This window comes from Clostridium ljungdahlii DSM 13528 (genome assembly GCF_000143685.1).
In the GTDB taxonomy this organism is placed as follows: domain Bacteria; phylum Bacillota; class Clostridia; order Clostridiales; family Clostridiaceae; genus Clostridium_B; species Clostridium_B ljungdahlii.
In genome coordinates this window covers 653,863-680,049 of record NC_014328.1, presented here as the reverse complement: position 1 = coordinate 680,049, position 26,187 = coordinate 653,863, and the positions used below count along the sequence as shown (strand labels likewise).

Below are 26,187 nucleotides of genomic sequence, written 5' to 3'. Positions count from 1 at the left end.
TGGTAACCTTTATTTTAATAAATAATTATAGTTTTTCTATTTTAAACTTATCATTTTCATAATCTACTCTTACCTTGCAGCCTGTATATATATCTCCATTAATTATCTTCTTTGCAATAGATGTTTCCAGAATGTTTTCTATATATCTTTTTAAAGGCCTTGCTCCATAAACAGGATCATAACCTTCTTCTGCCATAACTTCTTTTGCTTTTGGGGTTATTTGTATGGATATATTTTTCTCCTTAAGCCTATTTTCTATATCCTTTAGGAATATATCTATTATGAATTTAATTTCTTCTGTGTTTAGGGGCTTAAACATTATTATATCATCTAGTCTATTTAAAAATTCAGGTTTAAACTTAAATTTCATGTCACTCATTACTTTGTCTCTTACATCTTTATCTATTCCATTACTGCTTTTGTTCTGTAATAAATAACTGCTTCCTATGTTAGAAGTCATAATTATAATAGAATTTTTAAAATCAACTACCTTACCCTGATTGTCAGTAAGCCTTCCATCATCTAATATTTGAAGGAATATATTAAACACATCTTCATGAGCCTTTTCTATTTCATCAAATAATATTACACTATATGGTTTTCTTCTCACTGCCTCCGTAAGCTGACCTCCTTCGTCATATCCTACATATCCTGGAGGAGCTCCTATAAGTCTCGAAACAGAATACTTTTCCATATACTCTGACATATCTATTCTTATTATATTTTCTTCACTATCAAACAGAGTCCTTGCTAAAGTTTTTGCAAGTTCAGTTTTACCTACACCTGTAGGTCCTAAAAATATAAAAGAACCTATTGGCCTTTTAGGATCTTTCATACCCGCTCTTGCTCTAAGTACCGCATTTGAAACTGCTGTAACTGCTTCCTTCTGACCTATAACTCTCTTTGCAAGTTCATCTTCTAATTTTACTAATTTCTGTCTTTCCCCTTCTACTAATTTTGAAACAGGTATTCCAGTCCATTTAGATACTATCTGAGAAATTTCTTGTTCTGTAACTTCTTCTTTTAACATTGCAGCTTCATTGTTTTCTTTAATAGATTGCTCTTTTTCATCTATAGTACTTTCCAGTTTTGGAATAACACCATATTTTAATTCTGCAATTTTATTTAAATCATATTCTCTCTCTGCTTTTTCAATTTGTCCTCTTGCCTCATCCAGCTGTTTCTTTAAATTTCTAACCTCAGTTATATTTGCCTTTTCCTTTTCATACTTAGCAGTCATCTCATTATCTCTATCTTTAAGATTGCTAAGTTCCTTTTCTACTGCTTTAAGTCTTTCCATTGAAGCAGTGTCTTTTTCTTTGGAAAGCGCCTCTTTTTCAATCTCAAGCTGAAATATTTTTCTTTTAACATTATCCATTTCAGTTGGCATGCTGTCAATTTCAGTTCTTATCATAGCACAAGCTTCATCAATTAAATCTATAGCCTTATCTGGAAGGTATCTATCTGTTATATATCTATCTGACAGCTTTGCGGCAGCCACAATAGCAGAATCATGAATTCTTATACCGTGATATATTTCAAACTTTTCCTTAAGCCCCCTAAGTATAGAGATAGAATCCTCTACAGTAGGTTCATCTATAACCACCGGTTGAAATCTTCTCTCTAAAGCCTTATCTTTTTCTATATATTTTCTATATTCATCAAAAGTAGTTGCCCCTATGCAGTGCAATTCACCTCTTGCTAGCATTGGTTTTATTAAATTTCCAGCATCCATAGAACCTTCTGTTTTTCCAGCTCCAACTATGGTGTGAATTTCATCTATAAAAAGCACTATTTTTCCTTCGCTTTTCTGTACTTCTTTTAATACGGCCTTTAATCTTTCTTCAAATTCTCCTCTAAATTTGGCACCAGCAATTAATGCTCCCATATCTAGTGAAAATATTATCTTATTTTTTAAGCCTTCTGGTATATCTCCTCTTACAATTCTCTCTGCCAAACCTTCAATTATAGCAGTTTTTCCTACCCCTGGATCACCTATTAGTACAGGATTGTTTTTAGTTCTTCTTGAAAGTATTCTAACAACTCTTCTTATTTCTTCATCTCTACCTATAACCGGATCAAGTTTATGTTTTTTTGCCTCTTCCACGAGATTTCTCCCATACTTTGCAAGTGCTTCATAAGTTCCCTCTGGATCCTGAGTTTCAACTCTTTGATTTCCCCTTACTTGAGACAAGGCTTCTAAAAATGCATCTTTTGTAATATCAAATTTCTTAAGTATACCGTCTACGTCAGAAGAGTGAACTTCCATGATACCAAGCATTACGTGCTCTACACTTATATATGAATCTTTGAATTTTTGAGCTATCTTTTCTGCTTGCAAAAAAACATCTTCAAATCTTCTAGTTGCATAGACGGAGGAACTTTGTGCTCCTTCTCCCAGCACTTTAGGCATCTTGTCTAATACATCTTTAGTTTCCTTTACCAGAGATTTTAAATTTACAGACATCTTTCCAAATATATTTGGAATAAGTCCATCTTGCTCAAACACTAAAGCTGAAAACATATGAATCACATCTACCTGTTGATGATTATATCTCACTGCTGTAAGTTGTGCTTCATTCATTGCATTTTGAACTTTTATTGTAAGTTTATCTATGTTCATAATAAAAATACGTCACGCAAAACTTAAAACAAGTTTTAACGCAGCTCCTCCTTTCTAAACCTCTTTAGATTAATTTAATTTATATGATAACTACCCACTCTAATACTGACACTTAGCGAAGTGTGAGTATTAGAGCGGCTATGCCCCTGGATAATGAGTTCTAAGCATCAGGTAGTTAAAACTCCACCTGATGCCTAGAACTCTGTTTATTAAACAAGAAAATATAATTTTTTCAGTTTTATAAGTAAACCTATAAAAAATTATATTTTTGTTTTAAATCAATGGCAATATTAAAATATTTAAGAGCCTCCTGAACCTTTTTCATATCATAATACATACATCCTATTTCCATATATCTTTCATACATGCAGATATTTGTTTGAAATTTCGATAGAGCATCCAGTGAAAGATTCATATACATTTCCCCTTCAGCTAACTGACCTTTTTTTATAAATATCAACGCTTTATAATAGTATGCTCTTTCTATAAGAACTATATCATTTAACTTTATAGAACAATCTAAAGCTATATTACATATACTTTCAACTATATCCCAAATTTGATTTTTTATCAAAATACCTACTATTTTGATTACAAAATTAGCAAATTCCTCTGCATGCTCTTTAGGATGTATTTTCAATGCTTCATTTATATAAAATACTGCCTTCTCACTCATATTTAAAGTAAACATAACTTCAGCATATTCAACCATAGATGTGGATTTATCTTTTAAATTATCTTTATAAAATTCATTTGCCTTTTTTTCATATACTTTGAATTTTTCAGTATCATTTTTTAAAGAAAGTATTGCTAAAATATGATAAACTTTTGCTTTTTTTATGTCTCCATCTATCATGTTTATAAATTTTGTAATCGTATCAGACAATTCATAAGCCTTTTCATAATCATTAAGAGCAATAAAACAAATTATTTTATTATATGTAATTTTTCCTAGTAATTCATTACTACCAGTTTCTGCTGCAATGTCTAACACATTATCATAATAATTTATAGCCTGTGAAAATTCTTTTGTTTTAAAAAAATATTTGCCAACATCCATATAATACAGGATTGCTTTTTCTTTAGAAAAATTTTTTTGTAAATATTCATAATACTTTACAATTATATTATACAACTTTTCTAATTCACTTTTTTCTAGATAATAGTTAAATAAGAGATGTATTATCCTAAAACATATATTATCATAGTTATACCGTTCAGCAAATTTAAAATTATATACTAAATTTTTTTCATAATTTTTTTTATCTTGTTTTTTCTCAATATCATCTATATTTTTTATTATTTGATTTTTTATATCTAATTTCAGATACTCAAAACTAATTTCAAGTTTGTCTGATAAAAATTCTAAAATCCAATCTTCTGGTTTTATTTTATCATTTTCAATGCAGCTCATTTTAGAAATTGATATCTTACTATTACACAGTTCCTTCAAAGTATATCCCTTATATATGCGTGCTCTTTTAACTTTTTCTCCAGTAGAAAGTATCTCCATAATTATCACCTATTTTATTTAATACTCTTTTAATATTCCAATTCTTTTAAAAATTTCAACACCTTCACTTAAATACTTAGCTGCTTCCTTATCCATCTTGCTATCTTCATAGAATTTTCCAAGTTTTATTGATATATCTGCAGCTTCTTTAGTATAATTCATTTTTATCGCAAAATTCAATGCATCAATTAATGTATTTTCTGCTTCTTTTTTATTACACTCAATCATATTTATTCTAAATTTCATCATGTAATAATATACTAATGATTTATTATTTTTTTCGTCTATCTTGTCCCTTATTTCTTCTAGAACTTTCTTTGAATTTATAATATCCTTTAATTTTATATAATTTTCACATATATTTATAAGTGTGTCCACAATTTTGCCATCTTTACATTTCATTCGCAGCTCTTTTGCTTTATTTAAATGTATAAATGATTCTTCAATATTATTAAACTCTCCAAAAAGTTTACCTAGATTATTTTCAATTCTTGCAGTATTTATTACATCTTCTAATTTTCTGTATACATTTAATGTTTTTTTAGAATACTTTATTGCATTATTTATATCTCCCTTTTTATTATACTCTTCTGCAAGTAAAAATAAGCTTTTAGCATATTCTTCCTTATTATCTATCTGCCTAAACTTCTCATTTGCCAGATAAGAATAGTTTATCGCTTCCTCCATATTTTCTAATTTAAAATTTATACAAGCTGTATAATAATATATTTGTCCAAGCAAGAAATCATTTCCTATATTATTTTCCTTATATACATTCTCCGCCTGCTGCAAATAACTGCTGGAAGCATGATATGATTTCATGCTTATTGTAATCTTCCCCAAACTTATAAAAGTTTTTATAATTTCTTCATATTTATTATTTTTTATAAAAACAACATTAGCAGACAATAAAAGCTGTTGAGCAATAGGATATTCTTTTCTCGCTGTATAGATTGTCCCCTTTAAATATAAATTCTTTGCTTTTTCATATTGTAAGGAATACTTTTCTGAATAATATATAGCCTCTTCTATATACTTTTCCGATTGACTCAAATTTCCACTTATTATATAAGATTCGGCTATATTTTCAAAATAAGTACATATTTTTTGTGCTTGAGTTTCTTCTGACTCCATTAAATACTCAATGGAAGTATTCAATTCACCTGCTAAGTATTCCAACAAATCCATACTAGGATTTGACTTTCCTGATTCCACCAAACTTATTTGTCCAGGTGTAATTCTATCCCCTGCCAAATCTTTTAAAGTCATATTGAGTTCTTTTCTTCTTCTCTTTATTTTTTCTCCTAAAGAAAGTATTTCCATCATTCACTCTTCCTTTATTAATCACAATTTTTGTTTCATGCCTACTTGTTCCAATATGTTACATTTTTTTCAATATATAAAAAATAAAAGCTACACCTTGGGATAACAATATCTAAATATTACATATAATTAAAGTTATATGTAATGTGAAGATTTTTGTTTAGGATAATTTTTAAACCATATTAAAATATTATCCTATATTAGTATCATTATAACATATTTTTAATTATAATATGAAAACTTTAAAAAATAAAAGCATATTGCCACAAACCTAAACAATATAGTCTAAATTAATAAAAAAACAATGTAAAATGCACATCTTTATTATTAAAAGCGTACATTTTACATTGTACTTATTAGGATTCTATACTATCTCATCCAATTCATAACTCCACCGTACATATTTCCTGCAGTATTTCTTAAGTATCTAGAAGTTTTTCTTATCATTCTCTTTTTAGATCTATCTAATTCTGGTACTACCATCATTCCTACTGCTGCACCAATTACTGCACCTGCTACAAACTTTCCACGCATTTTATTACACTCCTCTCTTTAAAAAATGCTTTTTCTTTTACAGAACTATGATTTTTTATGTTCTTTAGATAGATTATGCAAATTTATTTTTTTTAAACAGCTTAATTTTTACATTTTCATATATCAATAACCTTTATATTTTTTTCACCTTTAGGTGCAATTTTTAATATCTCATTCTTTACCTCATCATTAGCTGTCTTTATCTCATTATTCATTAACCATTTTTGAACACTTTTTTTTGATTCTATTTGTAACTTTTCCTTGCACTTTTCATCTGCCAATTCATTAAACAAATCCCCAGTATGACTATCTACTTTAACAAATATAACCTCAATGTTTTTCATAAGCTCGCTCATTTCTTCGTAATATTTTATAGATGAGGCTTCTTTTCTCTCCCATAGCCCAAGGGCGTGCTTGCAGGTTCCTTCATAGTCGTGGAACAAAACGACTTTTTTCTCTCCCTTAGACAAAGCATATTGTACTCCTCTAACAGCTGCTTTTAATTCTCCAGATATTTGCCTTATATTCTTACCTTCTTCACAAGAATGTGAATCGCTTTCTATATAATAAACTACATTACCTTTAACTGCCACCAATGCATAAGAATACATCTCCGTTGAAATGTTATAACTTCCATCCACATATACATGTAAACAATCTTTAGGATAGTTGCCCTCAGACTTTTTTAAAATCTTATCCTCTCCTTTTAAATATTCCAAAGCTGAATTTGTATCCTTAAAACTCTTATATGTAGCACCTTTAACACCTTTTACACGTTTTAGACATTCTCCCCAGGTGTTTACTATAATATTTTGAACCTTTTCATTTTTTTCAAAATCATATCCTTCTTTTATAGCATATACTTTTTTAACCATATCAATTTACGTGTTATATCAATCCCTTATGTAACACTTCTCCCCTCTTTTTCTTTTCTTTCAGATGATTTGAATACATTGCTTAGCTGATTTAAAACCTTAGAAACATTTGCACTTCCAATTATTTTTGTAATATATTGTACTGCTTCTCTTGTAACCAGAATTATATTTTCCTTACCATGCCAATTTTCAATTATGATTTCTTCTGGTATTTCATCTATTATAGTATTAAGTGCAAAAAACGCCAGAGCAACATCATCTATTTTCCCAACAAAAGGTATAAAATCAGGTATTATATCTATAGGACTTGCAAGGTAAGCTATTACGCCTGACAGCATAATCTTAACCTTTATTTTAACCCTTTTGTCCTTAAATAATCTTATAAATAACATTATAATATCCGGTACAAGCATCCCATACTCTACGATTTTTTCATATTTTTGCGGCACCTTACTTACAACTTTTTTTCTAAACTTATGATACTTATCTAGAATAAGTATACTTCTTTTCTTTTTCTCTATGTTTGGAAATTTCTTTTTTTCCTCATATCTTATATCTTCTGCTTCTACCTCTAGTGCTCTAGGAAGTATTTCTACTTTTTTTAATTTAAGATTAAAGTAAGGTATCAGCTTTACTGCCAGATTTAAATCCACTCTTACTGTATCTCTGTCCACCTCTACCCCATAAGGAGAAAAGTTATCTAATAATTTCTTAAGGACAATATTTTTTACATTCTTAAATACCCTAAACTTATACACATGTACATCAAATATTTTTAAATTTATTATATTGTTATTTATATTTCCTATTCCCATCTTAACTTGAAAATTAACAGATATTTTGCTCTTATATGTCCCTTCTATTGTTATTATTTCATTTATACTTATCTTTTCTATATTAAGTCCTTCTATATTCACATACTCATGAACTATACCAAGTATGTCTTGTTCTGTCAAAATTGCTTTTCCAAAGGACACTTTCATATATAAATCTCCTCCCTAAATTTACAAACTTCTTATTATAAAGTATACAGTAAATTAAATTTTCTGCAATAAACAATTCTAAAATTCCCATACTAGTTCCATAAATTACTTTAGCAAAATTTATGATTTTAATTAGACTAATTTATAAAAATATTATAATATCATTATATGATTTTATAAAGTTTCGTTTGTTTTTACAAAATTCGACTATAGAACTTATAATTTTAAGTTAATTCATATAAATCACTGTAAATAATCTATCTCAAGAAAGGAGAACTTAAATGAAAAAGATAAAAAATAAGTTTATAATAATTCCTATTTTAACCTCTATTTTATCTCTTTGCATGTTACTATTTATGAATTATAGTAACAGCTCTGTACCCTATAAGTCATATATTTCGTTTCAAAAAGATGTATCAAAGAAAATAGTTTCAACAGTGTATATGACAGATTCCTCCCAAATAAGAGTAAAATTAAAAAACGGAAGCATATATGATACGGATAATCCTAGAACCCCTAATGCTAAAGAAGTACTTTTAAACGATGGAATAAGTGTATCTGAGCAATATACTGTAAATAACAGGCAAGCTTATCCTACTGCTATACTTATAATTTCCATTATGACAGCTGTTTTTATGGCACTTAAGTTTTCTAACAAATCTTCTAAAAAAATAGTATCTCTCGATTCCTTAGATGCTTCTGCCATAGAAGATTCTAATTGTAATTTTAAAAGTGTAGCGGGAAATGAGGAAGCTAAAGAGAGTGTCCAGGATATAGTTGATTTCTTAAAGAACCCTAAAAAATATGCGTCTTATGGTGCAAGAATGCCAAAAGGGATTTTATTATTCGGTGAGCCAGGAACCGGAAAAACTCTCCTTGCAAGAGCCATTGCAGGTGAAGCAGAAGTCCCATTTTATGCTGTTTCAGGCTCTGATTTTGTACAAGTATATGTAGGTGTAGGTGCCAGCCGTATAAGACAGCTATTTAAAAAAGCTAAAAGCAATAAATCTGGAAAAGCGGTTATCTTTATAGATGAAATAGACGCTATAGGTAAAAAAAGAGATGGCTCAGGAAGTACCGGAGGCTCTGATGAAAGAGATCAAACTTTAAATGCTCTGCTTACAGAAATGTCTGGATTTAATGAAAAAGAGGGAATTGTAATAATAGCTGCCACCAATAGGTTAGATATGCTAGATCCTGCCCTTTTAAGACCTGGAAGATTTGATAGACATATAGAAGTAACTCTTCCTGACGTTTCTTCAAGGGAAAAAATTATATCTCTCCACTTAAAAAACAAACCTGTAGACAATATAGATGTACATGAGTGGGCTCAAAAAACTTCTTACTTTTCAGGTGCAAAAATTGAGAGCTTAATAAATGAAGCTGCAATACTCGCCTGTAAAGAAGATAGTACTTATATAGAAAACAAGCACATTGATAAAGCTTTTTCCATAGTACTAACAGGGTATGAGAAAAAAGATAGGGATTATATAAAAGATATAGATAAAAGAATAACTGCTTACCATGAAGTAGGCCATGCTCTAGTATCCTCAAAAGTACTTCCAAATGAAAAGATTTCTAAAATAACAATCATTCCAAGTACTAAGGGAGCTGGAGGTTATACATTAAGTATACCTGAGGACAAGCTCTATCAAAATAAAGATTACCTACGTAAAAGAATAATGGTACTTTTAGGTGGAAGAGCTGCTGAAGAAGTTATCTTTGGAGCAGATTACGTAACCACAGGTGCCTATAATGATCTTCAGCATAGTACAAACATAGCCTTTAAAATGGTAACTCAGTATGGAATGGGAAACACTTTAGGTCTTTTAAATATGAGGGAGCTATCAGATTTAAATATAAATCAAAACGAGATTATCAAAGAGTGTAAGTGTCTTACAGATTCAATATATAATGATGTAAAAAATATTCTTATTGAAAATAGGCACTGTCTTAAAGCCACAGTTCAGTTACTTATGGAAAAGGAGACCTTATTTTCAAATGATTTAAAAAACTTATTTAACTAGCAATTTATTTATTGGGCAATGTTTTTACATTGCCCAATAAAATATGTTATGACTACTCCTCCTACAAGCCCTCCTAAGTGTCCAAAATTATCTACATTTGCTATAGAAAATCCTATTATAAGGTTTACCACAATTATAGATATTACATTCATTAAAAATTCCTTACCAATTTTATGTTTCATTTTTATAGCAAATACCAATGCCGCACCTAAAAGTCCAAATATTGCTCCTGACGCTCCTACTGAAATAGATGACGAAAACATAAAACTAAATACCGAGGAAACTAAACCTGATATAAGGTACATCACTATGTATTTAACTTTACCATACACTTTCTCAACAAAAGAACCCATTATATAAAGTGAATACATATTTACTCCTAAATGAACTATTCCAGCATGTAAAAACATACAAGTAAAAAGTCTATAATACTCACCTGAAGCTATAAGTGAGTTAACCTTAGCTCCCATAAATACAAGTACATTTATATTACTGTCAAATATATTTCCAGAAAGGTATGCAGTTACCGTATATACAGCAACATTTAAAGCTATTATGATCCACGTTACAATTAGGTCTTTCATTTTATATATATTTTTTGACTGCTTATTTGCTAAAGTACTTTGTTTTACATAAATCATACAATTATATATTTCTTTAGCTAATTGCTCTAAATCAGGAGTATACAAAGTTATTTGATTAAAATAAGGATTTAAAAAAATTAATCCACATTGTGGATTATTATTTTCATCCACTGTGACATGTACTTCCCTATCTAACACTATTTGTACAAGTCTTACACTTTTACTGTCAAACAGTTTCTTTAAACGTAACTTTATATCTTCAGCATTTATATTTCTATAACTTTCCACCCTAGAAAAGAAAACTACCTGCATAATAGAATTTTGCTCTCTGCATAACGCCCATTTACTGCATGTTCCATTTATACCTTCTAGCTCTATAATATTAAAATTATAGTTTTTGCATAACTTGTCTATTAAATTATCAATATATGAACTCATATTTTTCTCCTCAAAAAAACGAATACACAGTATATTATCATAAATATTTTGATATCTATAACACACTGTGTAACTTATTTTTCTCAACTTAATTCCATTTATACTATTTCTTCTACGATTATACTTAGATTTTTAAGTAAATCGACTTCATAACCTGATATGTTATCTCCAGTTTCAGGATCTTGTAATACCCTTATCACCGGTCTATCCGGAAATCCTCTGTTTTGCCTTACAACATACCCCTTAACTCCATTTGATAACTTAACGCAGCATCCAAGTGGATAAACAGCAAATGTATTTTTGAAATAGGATACTATTTCCTGGTCAAAACTACTTCCACTTCCTGAAAGTATAAGTTCATAAGCATCATTAGGGCGAAACTTTTTTCTATAACATCTATCGTTACTAACAGCATCATATACATCACATATGCAAACCATCTTTGCAAAATTTGTTATCTGTTTGTTTGTAAGTCCATAAGGATACCCTCTACCATCAACCCTCTCATGATGCTGTTCAACTATTTTAATTATAGGACTGTATGTACCAACCGTTTTTTTTAAGATTTTTGAACCGTATACAGGATGTTTTTTTATTTCAGCAAATTCTTCATCCGTCAACTTACCTTTTTTATTCAATATCTCTATAGGCACCTTTGTCTTTCCTACATCATGTAGGATAGCTCCCACACCAAGTTCCTTTATATCAAATTCATTGTATCCTGCGGAAATTCCTAAAAAAGAAGCCATAACACAAGTATCTATTGAGTGTACAAAAGTATAGTTATCATACGTCTGTATGTCATAAAGGCTTTTATTAACATCTCCAACATCAACTATGTAATTAATCATTTCTTCTACTGTTTTTAAAGAATGTCTTAATCCTTTTTCATCATAATTATTTAGATTTACCATTACTTTTGACATACTTTTCATAGTGGACTGTTTAAGTTGCGACAATTTTTCATCTTCGACATATACATCTTCTAATCTTTCATCTTCGACGTATACATAAAATACACCTAATTTTTTTAATTTATCTATATAGTTACTATTCAACTTTACTCCTGCTCGTAATAAAACTTGTCCTTCACAGGTTAATATACTCTTTCCAAGCACATCTTCTTCCATAACCCTATCTATAAATTCCAGTCTCATAATTTCACCCCAATAAAGTTTTACATTGTAATGTTTGTTAATAAAATAATACCATACAACCGTAAAAATTTAAATAATTTAAAATTAAAAATGCCTTAGCCTTCAAATAAATCATAACTCTACAAAATATTTTTCTAGATAAATAAAAATATGTATTTACTTATTTTGTAAATTTGTATATTATAATAATGAAAGCATTATTTCCATTATATGGAGGAGAATTATGAAAAAATTTATTATTATATTTATAAGTATTTTACTCACTGTTACAATAGTGGAAAAAGTATATGTGTCCTATAAGTGCAGAGATATCAACTACGCAGTTAAAAACTATTTTACTACTGGCATCTTTAATAAATATAAGCTGTGCAACATGGGTGATATAAATATGTATTTTTCCAATGGAACAGTTGCATTTATTAAAGTTTCTGGTATGTCTACTAAAATGCCTCATGAAAAACTAGAATATACCGTATTTATACAAAAAAACGCACGAGGAGTGTGGAAAATAAAAAAAGTATATCCTGCACAGATAACTTTAAAATAAAACTCTTTAGTTTTTACTACTTTTTCTCTTTCTACAATCTGCACATATTCCATTTAATTTAAAATCCAGTTCTTCATCCTCAAATACAAAGCCTGTTTTGCTTTTTATAATTTCCTCTATTTGCTGCATAGGACAGTCTATTTCTACTTCCTTATGACATATTTTACACTCCAATATATGTTTATGCTTTTTTCTCATTATAGCGTAACTATATTTATTTTCACCCAAATCAAATTTTCTAACAATTTTCTTATTTTCAAACAATTCTAAGGATCTATAAATAGTGGATAAATCTACATTTATGTTTCTTTCTCTACACTTTTCAAATAAATTATCAACAGTTATAGCATTCTCACTCTTAGATAATATATCTAAAATATTTAATCTTGCTTTTGTAACTTTTATTCTACGTTTTCTCAAGTACTTTTCTACATCCATAAATTCACCCCAAATTTTCACTTAAAAAACATCATTTTAATACCAAATATAATAAGTATTACTCCCCCTATATAATCTGCATATTTACTTACAATATGTATTTTCTGGAGGTACTTCGAAATAAAAAAAGCAAATAAACACATAATGAAGGTAATTAATCCTATAAACACAGTGCTAATAAGTAGATCTATCCTATTTGCTATATTATTTAAAGTTGTAAATCCTATTACCATTGCATCAATACTTACTGAAACTCCAAGCACTAGAATCATTCCTGGTTTAATGAGTATGCATTCTCCTTTACTCCCCAAACCTTCTTTAACCATAAAGATGCCTACTATAGATACTAATGCTCCTCCAATTACCTGGGGAACAGATGCAATATATGTATTAAATAAAAAGCCTGCATAAGCACCGCATATAGCAAAAAAAAACTGAAAAAATCCACATGAAAAAGAAAGTTGAAACTTATTTCTTTTCTCCACTGCGCCATTCAATCCCACACACAGTGAGACACCAAAGGCATCTAAAGAAAGTGCCACTGCAATCAAAAGTAAAAAATAAAATTTCATATTATTTTCCTTTCACAATTAAAATTACTTACTTAATTTTACTTTATTATTTTTCTAATGTCTATAAGTTTACTTACTATTCATATGTATTTTTCTGGAAAATTAAGCATATATCCATTACATTTAAGCCATTTCCTTCTGTTTTTGTATTGTGGAATTATAGATTCTACTAATCTCCAGTAATCTCTAGAATGATCCATATATACCAGGTGGCAAAGTTCATGCACAACTACATAATCTATAACTTCCATAGGTGCCATTAATATTTTGTAATTGAAACTAATATTACCGTTAGAGGAACAGCTTCCCCATCTAGTCTTCTGACACCTAATTGTTATTTTTTTTGGATAAACATTTAGATTTTTGTGATAAATATCCACTCGTTCTCTAAAAATCACCTTAGCCCTTTGTTTATAAAATTCGCATATGCTCTTTTTAATATTTTCTTCATTTTTTAATAAAACAGCTTTGCCATAAACTATAATTTTATCTTCTGCAATTTCTACATAACATTTTTTTATGTCTGCCTGCTGCATTTCTATTTTTAAAAAATTCCCTATCCATAAAAGCTTTTTTCCATCTAACAGCCCCATAGACTTCATGTTATAAATTCTATTCTTTGTAACTTCCACGTTTTCCTGTATCCATTCCATTTTATTCTCAACTATTTTCTCTATGGATGGATAACTAACATTAAGAGGTGCTATTACATATACTTCACCTTTTCCATTAATTTTAATAGTTATGTTTTTTATATCCTTCTTTATTACCTTATATTCAAATGAAGAAAGTCTATGAGTTGTTTCCATTTTTCACCTTTCACTAATTTTTAACAGTAACTGGCTTTATAGTGTCGTTAACCTTTATATAGTAAGTCTTACCTTTTTCTAACTTTTCTTGTGGCACAATAACCACCTTGTTGTCTTCTACGCTGCCTATTTTAAAAGCAACCCTTTTACCAGTAGTACCATTTATAATTTCCATATTTATTTTATTCTTCATATCAGAACTTATTTTTTTGTTAAAAATTACAGTAAATGCTTTATCCTGCGGCACCTGCTGCATTGTATCTAAAACCTTATCTTCTGGATAAAAAAACTTATATACATTGCTAAAGTATTCTTCTGGAACTTTTGCCCATCCATCTTTAGTGCCTATACAAATTTGTGATCTATCTATATTATTCACTATATACTTAAAAGCAGACCAATATTCCTCATTTTTAGCAATACTTAAATCTATATAAAATTTTTCATTATTTATTGTAACCTTTAAAAATCCTCTTTCATCTGTTCCATCTTTACACTGTCCCGACAATAATTGCGCTACTGCCAAAGAATTCTCATTACCTGTATCAAAATCAGGTTTTATTCCTACTTTTTGTATTATATTCCCTGCAGGGGAATAAAACTTTTCTACAGTTAATTTCAATGCTCCTCCATCTGAAAGATCAAACATCTGCTGTGCCACACCTTTTCCATAAGTAGTATTTCCTATAAAAAAGGCTTTTTTATAATCCTTCACTGCTGCAGACAATATTTCAGAAGCACTGGCAGTATATTTATCTACCAAAAATATAGTAGGCTTGTCTATTATATTTTGTTCTTCTCCTGCCAGGTAACCTGTTTTTTTACCATTTTTATCTTCAACTATAAGTGCTAAATTTTGTCCTATAAAATTTCCTGCTACATTTAGGGCAGAATCCATATATCCTCCACCATTATCTCTCAGGTCTATTATGTACCTTGCAGGTTTATTTGCTTGAAGCTCTTTTAACTTTTCATTAAACTTTTGTGATGTGTCTTCTCCAAAAGATGCTATATGAATATATGCAGTATTACTATCCAACATTTTTCCATCTACTATTGGAATACTTACCTCTCCCCTTTTTACAGAAAAGCTTAATACCTTGTCCTGCCTTTGAATTACAAGATTAACATTTGTATTTTCGTCTCCTTTAATATATGAAGAAGCTTGATCAAGTGTTATATTGGCAAGCGAATGGGAATTAGCCGAAATTATAATATCCCCTTCCTTAAGTCCTACATTTTCTGCTGGAGAATTCGCAACTACAGAATCTACTTTTATTCCTGAAGGAACCTGAGACATATATATGCCTATTCCGTAAATTTTATTATTTATAGAATTTAAAAAATTTGTTTCTTCCTCTTTAGAAAAATACTCAGTATATGGATCATTAAGTTTTTTCAATGCTTCATCTATACTAGATGCATTTAATACCCCGTCTGGTATATTGCCTACATAATAGGTTTTAATATCGTTTTTCACTTGATTCAGTACTTGTGACGAGTCTGCTGCCGATGCTGTAAATGAAAAGCCAAGTAAAAAAAACATAGTCCAAAATACTACAAATAATTTTTTTGCATATAATCTCATATCTAATTTTCTCATTGAGTTACTTTTCATATAGTAATCCTCCCAAAATTATTATAGGTTGTAATTGAAATTTGAACTTATTCGCAGATACATTTTTACAATAATGAAGTACATTTAAATATTTCATACATAAGTCTTAGTAAAAATATCCGGAGAATAATTCAACTTTCAATCTAGAAACTCTATAATTAATGAACTAATTATATCATTATTGAACATTTACTTCCATTGAAATTTATCTTTTTTGCTTACTATAGCTTAGGAGGATATAGTTACGGCAAACTTAATTATTGATATTTAATTACATATAATTCCACACTATGTAGTAATATATTATCTTACAACAATTCATAATATTGAAATATCAATTTATTTATTATATAATTAAATTGCATAATAAATGATATTAAATTTATTATTATAATTACATAATAAAAGGAGCTATAACATGAAAGAACAACTCTCTCCAATAGAATTACATAAAAGGCATATAAAAACCGCTACTACAATTTTTTTTATAGCATTAATATTAGCAGTATCTATAATAACCTATATCATTTCATCAACTTAAAATAAAATGGCAGAATCTTAAAGTTCCGCCATTTTTTATTTTGCCTATACAATAACTATTTAATTTTTTTACATTAAGTCAAAATTTTATATGTGCAAAGTTGGCATATTAATTATTTATCCTAAATTTAGTTATATTGCCCTTAAGATTTTCTGTCATACTTTCAAGGTTTTCTGCAACTTCGTATACTTTATTTGCAGACTTACTCATTTCAGCACTGGAAGCAGCTATTTCCTCAGTAGATGCAGCCATCTCTTCTGCAGTAGCTGAGGTTTCTTCTACACTACTCACTATTTTATCTTTGCTTTTTTCAAGGTTGTCTACAGATACATTCACTTTTTGAATTTTAGGTATTATATTATTAACTGCATAAGTTATATTAGTAAAAGCTTCTATAGATTCATTTATAGACTTAGTTTGATTTACAATTTCATTGTCCATCTCTGAAGTTTCCTTTACTATGGCTCCTATTTTATTAGAAAGCAATTTAATTAAGCTATCTATACTTGTAGAAGACTCCTTAGTTTGTGAAGCTAATTTTCTTACTTCCTCTGCCACAACTGCAAAACCTTTTCCAGCTTCTCCAGCCCTAGCTGCTTCTATAGCTGCATTTAAAGCTAGCAGGTTAGTTTGATCTGAAACACTGTTTATAATATTAGTTATGTCATTTATTTTCAGCACATTACTGCTAAACTCCGTTATATCTCCCTTAAACATTTTAAAAGAATCATTTACCTTTGCGATAGACCTTTCTATATTAGGCAGTTTTTCACTATTTTCTTTTGCCATACTGTCTATCTCATTAGAGCTCCTATCTATTTCATTTATATCCTCTACTATCTTAGACAATTCATTGCTAAAGGAATCTATAACCCCATTTACAGCAACTAATTCTTGTGCCTGATTTGTATTTGCTCCTGCCACCTGATTTATAGTCTGGGATACATCACTTGAAGATCCAGATAATTCTTTAGAAATCAGAACCAAGCTATTTGATTCATCAACTATAGTTTTAAAATCATTTCTAATAGTATACAACAAATTATTCACAGATTTTCTCATACCTTCTATACCTTTGGCTAAAACTCCTCCTTCATCTTTATAATTCAAGTATTCTCTAGGAACTTCTTTAGTAAAATCTCCTTTTGATAAAGTATTCATATACTCTGCAGAATAAAGTAATACTTTAGTTATCTTAGATACAAAAATATTTGCTGCTATAACAGACAATATAGCTATTAGTAACACAATAATACCTATGCTTTTAAAAACTTGAAATATCTGATTATTTATTACACTTTTACTAATACCTATAAAAAACATTCCCAGTACATTTCCTTCATTATCCCTGATTGGTTTATATATTACCTCATAGGGTACATTCAATATTTTTGTTTCTCCCCTAAAGTCTTCTCCAGATTTCAACACTTTATTTGAAACCTCAGATAAAGCTTTTGTATTTACGGCTCTATTTCCTTTGTTCATTACCGTCGTAGAAATCCTTGTATCTTTTAAGAATATAGTAACTTCTTCACCTGTCTCCGCTTTTATAGAATCTACAAATTTAGTATCTCCACTTATGAGTTTACTCCCCTTGTATAATTTGCCACCCTTTTCTTTCCATGCTCCACTATATTTTTCATCTAATAACTTTAAAGCCATACCAGAATTTGATTTCAATTGATTGGAATAGCTTTCATCTGTTATATTACTCAAATTATGATGTACTAATATAAGAACTGAAGCACTTAAAATCAAAATGATACATACTATTAAAAGATTTATTTTACCCCTAACTTTTAGATTTTTCATTTACACTCCCCCTGAAAATATAATATAACTTTATCTGATGGCTACCTACTGTAACACTCCCACTTTTATCAAAGTGGGAGCTAACCATAGCTACGCCCTAGATAATTCATCTAAACTTAGTGGGAGAAGCAAAACTCTAAAGAGAAAGCGACTGTCATCAAATCAAAGATTGGGGATATCTACTTTTTCCACTAAGTAAGATTCATTGATGAAAACGTTTATATAATTTATTTAAAAAAAGTCAGAGCACTGCTTCCGACTTTTTGTCCTGTTTTTAATTTCTTTAATCTTAAATAAATTAAAAATTTATTCATTTCCTTTATATACTATTATATCAAAAATTTAAATTATATTCTACATTGCAATTAAACTTATCAGTGAATATTATTTAGTAGCTTTCACAAAATTCATAGAAATGTTATAGTAGGTAATCATCAAACAAGATATAGCCCTATCTTACTTGCTCAAAAACACTTTTGACTATAGGGACCACATAATGGCTTCCTCCCTTTTCTTTAGCATTTTCCACCATGGCTATTACTAAAAGCTTTGGATTATCTACATTAACTGCAGCAAACCATCCAACTTCCGTTCCACTAGTATCCTCCTGTGAAGCCTTTATCTCTGCAGTACCTGTCTTTCCTGCCAAAGCCATTCCAGGTATATATGCTTCATGTCCTGTCCCTTTAGGGTTTGAAACTACCTGTTCTAGGTCATTTAAAATAATATTTGCATCTTCTTTAGGATATACATCTTTTTTCCATATCTGTGCCTTGGCATTATCTTTATATATAAGGTATGGTTTTATAATATTCCCTTCATTCACAAAAGAATCATACATTGCCATTAAGTGAACTGGGTTTAATAGAATTTCTCCCTGGCCATATCCGCTGTCTGCCAGCTGCACCTCTGTTTTTATATTTCCTTTTGAAGCTAATTGTGATCTAGAGAGTCCATACTCAAAAGGCATTCCCTCACCTAGCCCCCAATTTTTAAGTTCTGTCTCCATAGTGTCTTTTCCAATATCCAGTGCAGTTTTTGCAAAATATATATTATCTGAATAAACAAGAGCATTCAAAAGATTGCTAGGCTCGCCATAATCCTCTACTCGTGTAACATAATACTTTCCCCAACTACTGTCTTTTTGCCATTTAAGTCCAGAAATATTTTTAGACACTTGTGGATTTAATTTACCATCCTTTAAACCTATTGCTGCTGTAATAGGCTTGAAAACAGATCCGGGAACTACATTGCTCTGAAATCTATTGTATAAAGGTCTTCTCTTATCTTCATTTAAAGTTTTCCAAGTATCACTTGACATACCCATTACAAAATCATTAGGATCAAAAGAAGGAGTACTTACAAGGGCTAGAACCTCCCCCGTTTTAGGATTCATGCTAACACCCATGCCAGCATCTTGCTGCAATTCATTATATAGTAAACTTTGAATTTTAGAATCTATAGTAAGTTTTATATCTTTTCCATTATGTACTTTTCTCTTTATGAGAGTCTTTTTTTTCTTATTATTTTTATCTACAATATAAATTTCATATCCGTTTTGAGCTCTTAAAGTACTTTCATATATTTGTTCTAATCCTGATTTACCTATTATATCATCAGGTCCATAATTTTTATTTGTTTTTAATTCTTCTGCAGTAACTTTATGTACATACCCTGTTAAATGCGCAGCTGCATTTTTTAACGGATACACTCTTTCCTTTATATACTGCACTTTTACTCCAGAAATTCTTTGAAGTACAGCTAGATTACTGTCGTCTTCCTGTATTATCTTTATAGGTACAAACATATCCTTTTTTACATAAGATGCAGAGAGTTTCTTATTTATATCTTCTTTTGAAATGTTTAATAGGGCAGCTATATTTTCCTTAGATTTTTCACCATTTTGTTCTAAAGTTTCAGGTACAATCCCAATTTGTGCTGCCCTACCATCCTCTGCTATAGGATTGCCATTTCTATCATAAATCGTACCCCTTTTTCCCTGTACAGTATCTATTCTTATTTTATCCCCTTCTTTTAAATCCGGAAATATATTAGAAGGACTCCACACTACTTTCCAATCTGTTTTGTCATTATCCTTTTCTTTTTTTAAACTTATACTGTTTGAAAAATCTAATTTACCTGCTGCAGTATCCATACTTACCTTTATTGGAACTTTTGCAGCTCCATCTTCATATTTTATGTCACTGCTGCTGTCAATCTTTACATTTATATTCTTTGCTTCTATTCCACTGTAAATATTATTGTAACGACTCACAAAATCTTTTTTAGCAATCCTAGATTTACTATCTTTATCCATCTTACTGTACATTAAATCATAGTTGCATTTTGTCCATGCATCTATGTAACTATTTAAACTACTTTTTACCATATTACTTTTGCTGCTGCACGCAGTGACTGTAAATATAGATAATGCTATGAAAATACACCATAAAAATTTACATTTCATAAAATCATACCTCTAAGACAAATCCATATTATTTAATATGTTTTTTAACTCCCTCAGTTCATCTACAGTTAGGGTAACTCCCTTTCCCATTTTATCATGTTCTTGTGACCAATCTCTTATATCATATTTAGCAGTTCTATCATTCCAGCTAACTAAATTTAATTCTTTCTTCCATCCTTTAGGGGATTCTGATAATACTCCTTTATTTTCTTTTATTTCATATTTTATACCTGCCATTTTATACACCTCTTAAAATCAAAAATTTATTTTCTATATTATACCATAATTACAGAATACCATCTATTTAAGAATTTCAATAAAAAATTAAACTTCTGAGTGTCAAATCCTCAGAAGTTTAATTTAAATTCAATCAATGAATCTTACTTAGTGGGAATTTGTTTCTCCAACTAAGTTCAGATAGAAATCCCTATTTTCGTATCTGTCCTTCTCCATAGACTACATACTTTGAAGTAGTAAGTTCGTTTAATCCCATAGGCCCTCTCGCATGAAGCTTCTGGGTACTTATACCTATTTCGGCACCAAATCCAAACTGCTCACCATCAGTAAATCTAGTAGAAGCATTTACATAAACTGCCGCAGCATCAACTTCATTTAAAAATCTTTGAGATGCGTTATAATCATTTGTTATTATAGCTTCAGAATGTTTTGTTCCATATTTATAAATATGATCCATTGCTTCATCCAGCGAATTCACTACTTTTACAGCCAATATCAAATCTAGAAATTCTGTATCATAGTCCTCTTCCGTTGCCAATTTTGCATAGGGAATCAATTTTTTCGTTTCACTACATCCTCTTATTTCAACTCCCAAACTTTTTAAGGTTTCTCCCAAATGAGGCAGGAAATTTTCAGCAGCGTTTTTGTGTACAAGCAATGTCTCCATAGCATTGCAAACTGCTGGTCTTTGAGTTTTTGCATTTACCACTATATTTTCTGCCATGCTTAAATCTGCACTTTCATCCACATAAACGTGACAATTTCCTATACCAGTTTGGATTACAGGCACTGTAGAATTCTTTACTATGGAATTGATAAGTCCCCTGCCCCCTCTTGGTATTAGTACATCTACATATTCGTTAAGTTTCATCAAAGTTTCCACTGCTTCTCTTTCAGTTATATCTATAAATTCAATAGCCCCTTCTGGAAGTCCGGCACTAACAGCAGCTTTATTTATTGTATTGTATATAGCTACATTGGAGTTTATTGCCTCCTTCCCTCCTCTTAAAATAACTGAATTTCCACTTTTAAGGCAAAGTGCAGCAGCATCCACAGTTACATTTGGCCTAGCTTCATATATTATTCCTATTGTTCCAAGAGGTACTCTCACTTTTCCAATACGCAGTCCATTAGGCCTTTTCCACATTTTAGACACTTCACCAATAGGATCTGGAAGTGATGCAACTTTAATAAGTCCACCTGCCATAGAATCTATTCTCTTTTGGTTTAGTTCAAGTCTGTCGATAAAAGCTTTACCTTTACCTGATTTTTTAGCATTATCCAGATCTAACTTATTAGCTTGTAAAATAAGTTCTTTGTTGTTTTGAAGTGCCTCTGCCATATCATCTAAAGCTTTATTTTTTAAATTCGGACCCATATTAGATAATATTCTTGCAGCCCTACTTGCAGTTTTAGCTTTTTCTACAACATAACTACCTACATCCATCTCTATAAGCCTCCTTTTATTTTTCTGCTTCAAATAAAGTTCCAATTTCTTTATTTGAAACTATATCTTCTATAACAGAATCTTGGGATCCATTTGCTATTATCATAGATATCCCCGATGATACTGCTATTTTTGCCGCCTTAATTTTAGTATACATACCACCTGTTCCAACATTGCTGTGAGATCCCTTACTGCAATCTTCAATTTCCTTAGTTATTTTAGGAACACAGCTTATTAATTTGGCATCTTTATCTGATTGAGGATCAGAACTATAAAGTCCATCAATATCTGAGAGCAGTATGAGAAGATCTGCATGAATGGTCTTTGCAATCAAAGCTGAAAGAGTATCGTTATCACCAAATTTTATTTCCTCTACCGCAACTGCATCATTTTCATTAACTATGGGTATTACTCCACGTTTTAAAAGTGCTGTGAAGGTATTTTGGGCATGAGTATAATTGTCCACAATATCCAGATCATTTTTTGTAAGTAAAATTTGAGCAACTATTTTACCATGTTCTGAAAACATCTTTTCATATATATTCAAAAGTATTCCCTGGCCAATAGCCGCAGCAGCTTGCTTTTCACATATGTCTTTTGGCTTTGTTTTAAGTCCCAATTTCAAAAATCCAACACCAATAGCTCCAGAAGTTACTAAAACTACACTTTTACCTTGATTTTGCAAATAACAAATTTGCCTTACTATTTCCTCTATTCTATACAAATCCAAAGATCCATCTTCGGTTATAAGAGTAGAAGTGCCTACCTTAACTACAACTTTTTTAGCATCCTTTAAATATTTTTCTCTAATGTTCATTTTTTACTCCCCACAAATAATTTAACTTTACATACTCAACCTTCACAAGTTAAGAATTAAAAATGTTGCTTAGCAAATTTTCTTAAACTGCAAAAATTAAGTTATATATTTACCTATTTACACTTAAATTTATGCATATTACCAGTTTTAAAATGCCCTGATATTATTAAAAGGGTATACTCTCAAGATAACATGTCCTCTTATGTCTTTCAAATTTATTGGTCCAAGTATTCTGCTGTCAGTACTATTTCCCCTATTGTCTCCAAGTACAAAAACATATCCTTTAGGGATTACATATTGTGTAATAAGAGAATTAGGTTCAGTAATTGTTCCCTTAGGAAGATAATCTTCTGAAAGAAGTTGTCCATTTAAATATACCTTTCCATCTTTTATTTCAACCTTATCTCCAGCTATTCCTATAACTCTTTTTATGTAATCATCATTATTTTCGTCTTTAGAATAAAAAGTAACAATTTCTCCTCTACTTATATGACCGGTTTCAGTACTTACTTTTTCTAAAAATACAGAATCCTTATCATGAAATGTAGGCTGCATAGAAGGTCCTATCACAGTTGTTCTTGCAAAAACATAGGTCCTAAATGTCAATGCAAACACAACTGCTAATATAATATAAAATACATATCCGCCTATATTCTTTAAAACTCCCTTATGTTCCATTTATCATACTCTCCTTCAATATTACAAAAATTATAATTAACATTTATTATAGCATAATATAAATTAACATACAGTTAACTTTATATAATATCCATTTAATTTGGAAAATATATAATAAGATTGTCAAATGGAAAATTAAGTTAGTGGGGGATATTATGAAGAAAAAATACTTATCCATGATAATAGCTGCACTTATTGCTGCCACATCAACAATAGCTCCAATATACTCAGTTCATGCAGCTTACGATAATACAACTATTAATACTAATTTAAATTCTACTGTAAAACCTGATCACATTACTTTAACCTGGACTAAAGACCCTAAAACTACACAAACAATCACCTGGAGAACTAGTACAAATGTAACTAAAGGATTAGTTCAATATAAAAACTTGACTACTGGAGAAACAAAAACTTTTAATGCTACTAAACAAGATTTTTCTACATCAAGCACTGATATAAATACTGGATGTATGAATTTATTTTCAGTTACCTTAGAAAATCTTACTCCAGGAACTAAGTATAGTTATATGGTAGGAGATGGCCAAAATTGGAGTACTGAAAATAAATTTAAAACAGAAGCAAGCAAAGAAGACGATGTTAAATTTATTGTTTTTGGGGATTCTCAAAGTGGAAATGCTGATGTTCCAAATTATGCTCCTTGGAATAAGACTGTTCAAAATGCCTATTCTAAAAATAAAGATGCAGATTTCATGATAAATGTTGGTGATTTAGTTGAAAAGGGCCAAGATTATAGGCATTGGAACAACTGGTTTAATGCTGCTAAAGGAGTTATTGACAATTTACCTGAAATGCCAGTTCAAGGCAATCACGAAACCTACAATGCAGTTGGCTGGGATTCAACTAAACCTAAATATTTTACAAATCAATTTAAAGTTCCGATGAACGGTCCTGATGGTTTCAAAGGGCAAGTATATTCTTACGATTACGGAAATGTTCATTTCGTTATGTTAGATAGCCAGGAAGATGAAGAATCTTCAAATAATGATGAATTAGCAGCCATAGGTGCTGATCCAAGGTTAGTTATATATGGAACACCAATTGCATTTGGAAGTAATCAAGCTGAAATCATAAAAGGTAAAGCTTATGTAAATCCAAATTATATAACTATGTACTTAGGTGGAAGCTATGATTCAGCTTCAATGAAATTGACTATAGATAAGCAAACCTATAGTTTCAATGCCAAAGATCTTTCTCCTAGTAAAAATGTGAGTTTAGATGCTTTATCTAAAGCAGGTTTTAATTGCAGCTATAATACCCAATTTAACATGATTATGATAGATAAGTAGTTAAACTTTTAGATTTTCTGTGACATCAGAAAATCATCCTTAATTGTGAATTGTGCATTATATAATTTCTAAATAGAATTTCTAACTAAAAAATAAACTTATGCGTAGAAATATTCGGAGCATAAGTTTATTTTTCGTTTAAAATTCTCAGAAACTTTTTTATTTTACACGAATCTTGACACTTGCATTAGTTCCTAAAACCAATCCCTTAGTCTTATTGAACTGAATTTTAACTGGCACTTTTTGATTTACTTTTTTAAACTCACCATTTTTATCTTTAGAAGATTGATTTAAACCATTTTGTGATACTAATCCAATGGATTTTACTTTTCCATTAAACTTTTTACCATTAAATTCATCCAACTTAACAGTAACAGCTTGACCAACTTTCACATTTTGAATTTCTTTTTCATCTATATTTGCAGTTACATAAACATTATCTTCATCTGCTACAGTAGCTATAGTTTGACCAGCTAATTTAAATTCTCCCTGAGTACTCTGCTTTTTCACAATTATACCACTTATAGGAGCTCTCACTAAAGATGAATCTATACTTGAATCCGGGGTATTTGTAACTTCCTGTCTGGCCAATATCTCATCTTTATTAACTTCATCGCCCTCATTTATATCAAACTCTAGTAATTTACCTTGAATTTGAGTATTTACATTAACTACATCTGCACCCACTACTGCATCATTTGTTGAAATATAATAAGTGTTTTCATACCAGAAATAAGATATTATACCGCACAATATTACTGCAATTCCTACTAATATTCCAATAGCTGCTATTTTATATTTCTTGATTATACTAACTATTTTATTAACCACGCTGTA

At 30.0% G+C, this 26,187-nt stretch carries 22 protein-coding genes; 3 read left to right on the top strand and 19 right to left on the bottom strand.

From position 1 onward, the window contains the following. Positions 1-25: 25 nt before the first annotated feature. From clpB to CLJU_RS03010, 6 genes are all read right to left on the bottom strand, one after another. A complete protein-coding gene (clpB, locus tag CLJU_RS03030; protein WP_013237299.1) occupies positions 26-2,623 on the bottom strand; it encodes an ATP-dependent chaperone ClpB in 2,598 nt (865 codons plus the stop codon). 250 nt (positions 2,624-2,873) lie between these two features. Next, positions 2,874-4,136, bottom strand: coding sequence for a helix-turn-helix domain-containing protein (locus CLJU_RS03025; protein ID WP_013237298.1), 1,263 nt, complete (start codon positions 4,134-4,136; stop codon positions 2,874-2,876). A gap of 18 nt (positions 4,137-4,154) precedes the next feature. Beyond that, positions 4,155-5,459, bottom strand: a complete 1,305-nt coding sequence (locus tag CLJU_RS03020) for a helix-turn-helix transcriptional regulator (protein WP_041705024.1) — start codon at positions 5,457-5,459, stop codon at positions 4,155-4,157. A 369-nt stretch (positions 5,460-5,828) separates the two neighbouring features. Next, complete coding sequence (locus CLJU_RS21980) at positions 5,829-5,993, bottom strand: YtxH domain-containing protein (RefSeq protein ID WP_013237296.1); 165 nt, start codon at positions 5,991-5,993, stop codon at positions 5,829-5,831. A gap of 116 nt (positions 5,994-6,109) precedes the next feature. Continuing rightward, positions 6,110-6,868 (bottom strand): ribonuclease H family protein, encoded by a 759-nt coding sequence (locus tag CLJU_RS03015; protein ID WP_013237295.1) that lies wholly within the window; start codon positions 6,866-6,868, stop codon positions 6,110-6,112. A 26-nt stretch (positions 6,869-6,894) separates the two neighbouring features. Further along, positions 6,895-7,851, bottom strand: coding sequence for a YkvA family protein (locus tag CLJU_RS03010; RefSeq protein WP_013237294.1), 957 nt, complete (start codon positions 7,849-7,851; stop codon positions 6,895-6,897). Between the two features lie 281 nt (positions 7,852-8,132). Between CLJU_RS03010 and CLJU_RS03005 the strand changes: the two genes are divergently transcribed. After that, entirely contained in the window at positions 8,133-9,878 is a 1,746-nt protein-coding gene (locus CLJU_RS03005; protein WP_013237293.1) for an ATP-dependent metallopeptidase FtsH/Yme1/Tma family protein, read from the top strand. An 8-nt stretch (positions 9,879-9,886) separates the two neighbouring features. Here CLJU_RS03005 and CLJU_RS03000 read toward each other — a convergent pair whose 3' ends face one another. Then, positions 9,887-10,900: a rhomboid family intramembrane serine protease gene (locus CLJU_RS03000; protein ID WP_013237292.1), complete on the bottom strand. Its 1,014-nt coding sequence runs from the start codon at positions 10,898-10,900 to the stop codon at positions 9,887-9,889. Positions 10,901-10,998: 98 nt separating this feature from the next. Further along, positions 10,999-12,057 carry an HD-GYP domain-containing protein gene (locus CLJU_RS02995; protein WP_013237291.1) on the bottom strand — a complete coding sequence of 353 codons (1,059 nt, stop codon included), beginning with the start codon at positions 12,055-12,057 and terminating at the stop codon, positions 10,999-11,001. A gap of 223 nt (positions 12,058-12,280) precedes the next feature. Here CLJU_RS02995 and CLJU_RS02990 point away from each other — a divergent pair, with 223 nt between their 5' ends. Next, positions 12,281-12,604 carry a hypothetical protein gene (locus tag CLJU_RS02990; protein ID WP_013237290.1) on the top strand — a complete coding sequence of 108 codons (324 nt, stop codon included), beginning with the start codon at positions 12,281-12,283 and terminating at the stop codon, positions 12,602-12,604. A 6-nt stretch (positions 12,605-12,610) separates the two neighbouring features. Here CLJU_RS02990 and CLJU_RS02985 read toward each other — a convergent pair whose 3' ends face one another. From CLJU_RS02985 to lepB, 10 genes are all read right to left on the bottom strand, one after another. Further along, a complete protein-coding gene (locus CLJU_RS02985) occupies positions 12,611-13,042 on the bottom strand; it encodes a Fur family transcriptional regulator (protein ID WP_013237289.1) in 432 nt (143 codons plus the stop codon). A 17-nt stretch (positions 13,043-13,059) separates the two neighbouring features. After that, positions 13,060-13,614 (bottom strand): manganese efflux pump MntP, encoded by a 555-nt coding sequence (locus tag CLJU_RS02980; protein ID WP_013237288.1) that lies wholly within the window; start codon positions 13,612-13,614, stop codon positions 13,060-13,062. 80 nt (positions 13,615-13,694) lie between these two features. Next, positions 13,695-14,423, bottom strand: coding sequence for a M48 family metallopeptidase (locus tag CLJU_RS02975; protein ID WP_013237287.1), 729 nt, complete (start codon positions 14,421-14,423; stop codon positions 13,695-13,697). 13 nt (positions 14,424-14,436) lie between these two features. Further along, a complete protein-coding gene (locus tag CLJU_RS02970; protein WP_013237286.1) occupies positions 14,437-16,041 on the bottom strand; it encodes a S41 family peptidase in 1,605 nt (534 codons plus the stop codon). A gap of 649 nt (positions 16,042-16,690) precedes the next feature. Continuing rightward, a complete protein-coding gene (locus CLJU_RS02965; RefSeq protein WP_013237285.1) occupies positions 16,691-18,394 on the bottom strand; it encodes a methyl-accepting chemotaxis protein in 1,704 nt (567 codons plus the stop codon). A 451-nt stretch (positions 18,395-18,845) separates the two neighbouring features. Continuing rightward, positions 18,846-20,861, bottom strand: coding sequence for a penicillin-binding transpeptidase domain-containing protein (locus CLJU_RS02960; RefSeq protein WP_013237284.1), 2,016 nt, complete (start codon positions 20,859-20,861; stop codon positions 18,846-18,848). Between the two features lie 12 nt (positions 20,862-20,873). Beyond that, positions 20,874-21,098, bottom strand: a complete 225-nt coding sequence (locus tag CLJU_RS02955; RefSeq protein WP_013237283.1) for a YdbC family protein — start codon at positions 21,096-21,098, stop codon at positions 20,874-20,876. Between the two features lie 190 nt (positions 21,099-21,288). After that, positions 21,289-22,545 carry a glutamate-5-semialdehyde dehydrogenase gene (locus tag CLJU_RS02950; RefSeq protein WP_013237282.1) on the bottom strand — a complete coding sequence of 419 codons (1,257 nt, stop codon included), beginning with the start codon at positions 22,543-22,545 and terminating at the stop codon, positions 21,289-21,291. A gap of 16 nt (positions 22,546-22,561) precedes the next feature. After that, the gene (gene proB, locus CLJU_RS02945; protein WP_013237281.1) at positions 22,562-23,362 is read right to left on the bottom strand and encodes a glutamate 5-kinase; all 801 of its coding nucleotides are present in this window, start codon (positions 23,360-23,362) and stop codon (positions 22,562-22,564) included. Positions 23,363-23,509: 147 nt separating this feature from the next. After that, a complete protein-coding gene (gene lepB / locus CLJU_RS02940) occupies positions 23,510-24,040 on the bottom strand; it encodes a signal peptidase I (RefSeq protein ID WP_013237280.1) in 531 nt (176 codons plus the stop codon). Between the two features lie 155 nt (positions 24,041-24,195). Between lepB and CLJU_RS02935 the strand changes: the two genes are divergently transcribed. Next, positions 24,196-25,350 (top strand): purple acid phosphatase family protein, encoded by a 1,155-nt coding sequence (locus tag CLJU_RS02935; RefSeq protein ID WP_013237279.1) that lies wholly within the window; start codon positions 24,196-24,198, stop codon positions 25,348-25,350. 159 nt (positions 25,351-25,509) lie between these two features. Here CLJU_RS02935 and CLJU_RS02930 read toward each other — a convergent pair whose 3' ends face one another. Further along, on the bottom strand, positions 25,510-26,181 hold the full coding sequence (locus tag CLJU_RS02930; protein WP_013237278.1) for an HlyD family secretion protein: 672 nt from the start codon (positions 26,179-26,181) through the stop codon (positions 25,510-25,512). Between the last annotated feature and the right edge of the window lie 6 nt (positions 26,182-26,187).